Genomic DNA, 6571 nt, shown 5'->3' on the forward strand with positions numbered 1-6571 from the left:
TCCGGAGGGGACATGGCTGAGGAAGAGTTTCTCAAAGTCGTCGAAACCAGCGTTCTGGCGGACGCCTGGGGGACGTTGACCCGTTACGGGATCGAATACCTGCGCCGGGACGGAACATGGCAGCCGCAGATACGCGAAGCCTATGATTGCGGCAACGGTGTTGCCTGCCTGCTCCATAATCCGGACACGGATTGCGTTCTCCTGACCCGGCAGTTCCGCCTGCCGGTGTGGCTGAGCGGCAAGGACCCTTTCATGGTAGAGGCTCCGGCGGGCCTGCTGGAGGGCGCGCAGCCCGAGGAGCGGATGCGGGCGGAGCTGATGGAGGAAACCGGCTTCGAGGTGTCGCGCCTCGAATTCCTGTTCGACGCCTACATGAGCCCCGGATCCGTGACCCAGGCCCTTTCCTTCTTCACAGGCACATACCACCTGAAGGATCAGGTCGCCCCCGGCGGCGGCGCGGAAGACGAGGGAGAAGACATCGAGGTTTTGCATGTTCCGCTTGAGGAAGCCCTGCGGATGATCCGGTCCGGCGGCATCCGCGACGCCAAAACCATAATCCTCTTGCAGGAGCTGGCTCTGAGGAAGCTGACACCCGACGCGGGCTGAACCTGTCGGTGAGGTTTGTGCCGGTTTTATTTCCTGGTGCCATAATTTGACGCCAACTCTTTGGCAGGTAAGCTTGCTTTCCAGCCGGCTAGCCGGGTCCTTTCGCATATGGCCCAATAAGAGGTAACCGCCTGATGGCGAAGATGAAACGCAGCAAACGGCATCTGAAGTGGCCCCTGACGACCGTCGTCGGGGTGGGATTCGGTGCGTTTGTGGCGATTGCCATCGGTCTGGTGCTTGGCCTCTCCGTAACTGCGAACTTCCGGAACACTTTCTCGCTGCTCAACGACAAGACCATCCTGAGCACCCAGGTTCTGGAAACCCAGCTGCTGACCCATTTCAGATCCGTCGAGAATGCGGTCGTCGGACTGAAACCCTATTTCGACGATGGCACGCTAGGGTTCGATGATGCGGAAAGAACCCTTGCGGATTTGTCGATTGCCCTGAAATCCAACAAGGACATCAGCACGCTCGCCGTCACGGGGGGCGACGGAAGACGGATCGGGGTCTACCGGGCCGCGAACGGCAAGCTCTGGCGCATCGAAACGGATGCGCCGCCACCAGGCATGGATGTGCAGGAACTTCCGAAGCTGACCGCTGACAGTCCGCCCACATGGGGGCAGATTGTTCGCTACGATGTCGGGCTGTTTGCCAATGTGTCCGTACCGCTTGTCCGCGGTGGCGAGGTCGTCGGCATCCTGACGGCTGCGAGTTCGATGGAAGACCTTGCCGCCATTGTCTCCGCCCAGGACGAGGGCAGGGACAACACGATCTTTATCCTGGCCGGGGATGGCGAGGTGATCATGCATTCGGACGCGGGCCAGCTTCAGACCGGAGGCGACATCCGAGACAAGTTGCCTGCTCGCTGGCAGGAGGCGGGCGACCCGGTACTGGCCGCCATGGTCGACGCCGAACGGCTGGACGAATTCAGGAAAGCTGCGGATCTGGGCATCGATGTATCCTTTGTCGAAGCCGGAGGCGAGGAATTCATCATGATGAAGGCCGTCATCGGGGGCTATAGCGACAAGCCCTGGGTCATCGGCCAGTATTACCGCGGCGCGACGGTCTCCAGGGAGGTGAAGCGCCTGGCGGGCTCCATGTTCGTCGGTGTCGGCGCACTGATCATTTCTGTTCTGATTGCCTTCTGGATCGGCCGGCGGGTTGCCCGGCCCCTGCGCAAGCTGGCGGTTCAGTCGGAACGCGTCGGCAGTCTTTCCCTGAACGAGGTCGACCCCCTGCCGCGCAGCCGGGTGGCCGAGCTCGATCAGGTCGCCGTGGCCTTCAATTCCATGGTGGAAGGCCTGAAAGCCATGAACACCTATGTGCCGCGATCGCTGTTCATCAAGCTGATGCGCCTCGGCGGAGGCAATGCGGCCGAGGCCCGCGAGGCGGAACTGACGATCCTCTTCACCGATATTGTCGGCTTTACCGCCCTGTCGGAGCAGAAGAGCGCGGAAGAGACAGCGCGCCTGCTCAACGATCATTTCGCCATTCTGGTCGAAGCGGTTGAAGGCGAGGGGGGCACGGTCGACAAGTTCCTGGGCGACGGCATGCTCGCCTTCTGGGGCGCGCCCGACGCGCGGCCCGATCACGCCGAGGCCGCGGTCAAGACCGCCCGGCGGATTGCCGTGGCCTTCCACAAGGCCAATGAAACGGCGGCCGCCGAAGGCCGGCCGCAGATGAGGCTGCGCATCGGCATTCACACCGGACTTGCGGTCGTGGGCAACGTCGGCGCGCTCGATCGCTGGAACTATACAGTCGTCGGAGATACGGTGAATGCCGCCGAACGCCTGCAGACCCTCGGCAAGGAGGTCGAAGGCGAACCTGAGGTAACCATCCTGGCGAGTTCGAACACTGTCAGGCAAATTCCCTCCGAACGGCACCTGCGCCCGGTCGGGGAGCATCTGCTGCGTGGCCGCAGCGGTGCCATGGAGGTTTTTGTGCTCGATCCCTTCCCTGTGGCAGGAGCCGGTGAGGACCAGGCGCAAAGTGTTCCGGTGACCGCGGCAGAATAGCAGGCGGAGTTGCCGGTAAAACCGGACAAGATTCTGAACGGAAAAAAGAATTTTCTCGACTGTGATCCAGATCACGGAAGCCGGAACAGGTTTTCTGCATTGCTATCCTGTGGCGAATTTGGTTGTCTTTATATTGCAATAAGGGCTTAGTAAGCCACACGCAGACAATCCTTGCCGGGGGAGGAAAAGTGCGGTGAATGTTCTCTCGATCGAGGGACTGACAGTCGAATTCGAGACTGCGGAGGGCCAAATCCGGGCGGTCGACGATGTTTCCTTCGTCGTGCCCGAAAACCGGACCGTTGCGCTCGTGGGGGAATCCGGGTCGGGCAAGACCGTCATTTCGCAGACCATCATGGGCCTGCTGCCACAAGCGGCAACGATTACTTCGGGAAAAGTTATCCTGGCCGATCCGACGGGCGCCGAACCGCCCGTGGACATCGCGACGCTGGAACGCAAGGGGCCGCAAATGCGGCACCTGCGCGGCAACCGGGTCGCGATCATCTTTCAGGAGCCCATGACCTCGTTGTCGCCTCTGCACACCATCGGCGACCAGATCGGCGAGGCGGCCCTTCTTCACCGCAATGCCTCGAGCGCGGAAGCCCGCGAACTCACGAAGGAAATGCTCCGCCTGGTGCAGTTTCCCGATCCGGAGCGGGCACTCGACACCTACCCGTTCGAACTGTCCGGCGGCCTGCGCCAGCGTGCAATGATTGCCATGGCAATGATCTGCCGGCCTGCGCTTCTGATCGCCGACGAGCCGACCACCGCGCTGGACGTAACCATCCAGGCGGAAATCCTCAAGCTGATCCGCGAGGTCCAGTCGGAGCTTCGCATGTCGGTGCTCATAATCACCCACGATTTCGGCGTCGTCGCCAATATGGCGGACGAAATCGCAGTGATCTATCACGGCAGGATCATGGAAAAAGGCACGGCGCAGCAGCTTTTCTCCAACCCGAAGCACGATTACCTGAAGGCGTTGCTCAATGCGGTGCCGAGCTTCCAGATGGACAAGTCCGAGCGGCTCGTACCGATCCGGCCCATCGAACTGAAATCCGAGGATCTCCTCGTCGAAAGGCCACGTTGCTACGTCAATCCCGGCGAACCGCTCGTCGAGATGCGCGACGTCACCAAGAAGTTCACCCTGCGCAAGGGTTCGCTGTTTGGCGGCAAGACCAAGACGATGACGGCGCTGGACCAGGTCAACCTGACCATCCGGCGGGGCGAATGCCTCGGCCTCGTGGGCGAATCCGGTTCCGGCAAAACCACCGCCGCGAAGGCCATCTTGCGGGCGATCAATGTCGAGGGCGGGGAAGTCCTCTACAATCGCGGCAAGGGGCTGGAGAACATCGCCGGCTTCAGGGGAGCGGAACTGATGGCCTACCGCCGTCAGGTGCAGCTGATCTTCCAGGATCCGTTCTCTTCCCTCAATCCGCGCATGACGATCAACGACACGCTGATGGAACCGCTGGAAATTCACGGGATCGGAACACCGGAAGAGCGGGCGGACAAGGCTCGCCACCTGATGAACCTCGTCGGCCTCGACCCGCGGTACCTGCGCCGCTATCCGCATTCCTTCTCGGGCGGGCAGCGCCAGCGCATCGGTATCGCCCGCGCGCTGACCCTCAATCCTGAGTTTCTATTGTGCGACGAACCGACCTCGGCGCTCGACGTGTCGGTTCAGGCGCAGATCCTGAACCTGCTTCAGGACCTGAAGCGGGATCTCAACCTGACCTATCTGTTCGTCAGCCACAACCTGGCCGTGGTGGACTATATCGCCGACAGGGTCGCGGTCATGTGCCGTGGCCGTCTGGTGGAAATCGGAAAAACCCGTGAGGTCGTCGGCAACCCGCTTCACCCGTATACGAAGGCGCTGCTGTCCGCCGTTCCCGAACCGGATCTGTCGGCGCCGCTGGATTTTGCCGCTCTCGATGCCAACAAGGCGTCGGAGCCGCATCTTTGGCCGGAACCCTTCCGCCTGACCGATGGCACACCGCCGTCGCTCGTGGAACTGGAACCGGATCACTATGTCTGCGCACCTGGCCTGAAGAATGCCGGGGCGCTCGAGGGGACTGCAGCATGATGCAAACGAACACCATACGGGCAGGGCTGTTCCTGGCCGCAGCTTTCTTCGCGGCGCCTTCCGCCGCGCTGGAGCTGAAAGAAACGCCGGGGATCGATCCGACGCTGCCGCCGGTGGCCGAACGCCTTCCCTCCGAGCCCCTGATCGTGGATCTGGAGGCCAAGGGCCGCAAGACCGGCATTCCGGGAGGTTCGATCGACACGCTGATCGGCCGCGCCAAGGATGTGCGCCTGATCAATGTCTGGGGCTACGCCCGGCTCGTCGGCTACAACGAAAAGCTCGAGTTGGTCCCGGATATCCTGGAATCCTTTGATGTCGAGGACGGCCGCATTTTCACCCTGCACACACGCAAGGGGCACAAGTGGTCAGACGGTCATCCCTTCGGGGCCGAGGACATCCGCTACTATTTCGAGGATATCGTCAGCAACGAAAGCCTGACGCCGTCCGGATTGCCGCCGTTCCTGATGGTCAACGGCAAGGGGCCGAAGTTCGAGGTGCTGGACGAAACCACAGTCCGCTTCACCTGGGACGAACCGAACCCGCTGTTCCTGCCGGAGCTGGCAAAGTCGCGGCCGCCCTTCATCTACCGTCCCGCCCATTACCTGAAAAACTTCCACGAGAAGTACGGCGATCCGGACTATATCGCCAAACAGGCCGAAAAGGTGAAGGCACGCAGCTGGGCACCGCTGCACAACAAGAAGGACGACATGTACAACGCCAAGAACGTCAACATGCCGAGCCTGCAGCCCTGGGTGCGCACGCGTGACGACAGCGACCTGCGCTTCGTGCTGGAACGCAACCCCTATTATCACCGGGTCGATACCGCGGGGCAGCAGCTGCCTTATCTCGATGAAGTCATCATGACGGTCGCCGACGGCAAGCTGATCCCGGCCAAGGCCCAGGCGGGGGAAAGCAACCTGCAGGCGCGTAACCTGAACTTTTCCGACATCACGGTCCTGAAGAAGGGCGAAAAGCAGAACGGCTACATCACGGCGCTCTGGTCCAACACCAAGGGCTCCGAGATCTCGATCCTGCCGAACCTGACGGTCAAGGATCCGGTCTGGCGGGAGTTGCTGCGTGATACGCGCTTCCGCCACGCCCTGTCGCTCGGGATCGACCGCAATCTTATCAACCGGGTTCTGTTCTTCGGTCTGGGAACGCCGGGCAATGATACCGTCCTGGCCGCCAGCCCGCTCTACAAGGCTGAATACACGACCAAATGGGCGGAATTCGATCCGGATCGAGCCAATGCCCTTCTCGACGAAATCGGTCTGACGGAGCGCAATGGCGAGGGAACCCGGCTGATGCCGGACGGACGGCCTCTGGAGATCATCGTGGAAACCTCCGGCGAGGCACAGGTTCAGGACGATGCGCTGGAGCTGGTTACGGAGATGTGGAAGCAGATCGGCGTCAAGATGTTCCCGAAACCCAGCCAGCGCGACAACATGCGCGAACGCGCCATTTCGGGCGAATTGCTGATGTCTGTCTGGTGGGGATTTGAAAACGGCATCCCGACGTCCGAAATGCCGCCGGAAGACTATGTTCCCGTTCATGGCGACAGGACGGAATGGTACGCTTGGGGCGACTACCACGAGACCGGCGGCGAAGGCGGTGAAAAGCCGGACTGGCCACCGGCAGAACGCCTGGTCGAGCTCTACAAGGCCTGGCTCGTTTCCAGGACACCGGAAGAGCGGGCAGGGATCTGGGAGGAAATCCTTGAGATCCATGCCGACGAAACCATTCATATCGGTCTGGTGTCGGGCGTCCGGCAGCCGGTCGTTATCAAGGGGCTGGAAAACGTGCCGATGGAAGGCATCTACGGTTGGGATCCGGGAGCTCATTTCGGCATTCACCGCATGGATGAGTTCTT

General features: G+C 61.5%; 4 protein-coding genes. All 4 read left to right on the plus strand.

The genetic code is table 11. From position 1 onward, the window contains the following. The first annotated feature begins 12 nt into the window (after nt 1–12). Nucleotides 13–606 (plus strand): NUDIX domain-containing protein, encoded by a 594-nt coding sequence (locus ACQY7U_RS18085; RefSeq protein ID WP_428647335.1) that lies wholly within the window; start codon nt 13–15, stop codon nt 604–606. Nucleotides 607–740: 134 nt separating this feature from the next. Next, the gene (locus ACQY7U_RS18090) at nt 741–2621 is read left to right on the plus strand and encodes an adenylate/guanylate cyclase domain-containing protein (protein ID WP_428647338.1); all 1881 of its coding nucleotides are present in this window, start codon (nt 741–743) and stop codon (nt 2619–2621) included. Nucleotides 2622–2814: 193 nt separating this feature from the next. Further along, nucleotides 2815–4701 carry a dipeptide ABC transporter ATP-binding protein gene (locus ACQY7U_RS18095; RefSeq protein ID WP_428647340.1) on the plus strand — a complete coding sequence of 629 codons (1887 nt, stop codon included), beginning with the start codon at nt 2815–2817 and terminating at the stop codon, nt 4699–4701. Next, a partial coding sequence (locus ACQY7U_RS18100; protein ID WP_428647343.1) for an ABC transporter substrate-binding protein occupies nt 4698–6571 on the plus strand: 1874 nt, incomplete at its 3' end. The genes ACQY7U_RS18095 and ACQY7U_RS18100, both read left to right, overlap by 4 nt.

The organism is Roseibium sp., assembly GCF_050301095.1.
Classification (GTDB): domain Bacteria; phylum Pseudomonadota; class Alphaproteobacteria; order Rhizobiales; family Stappiaceae; genus Roseibium.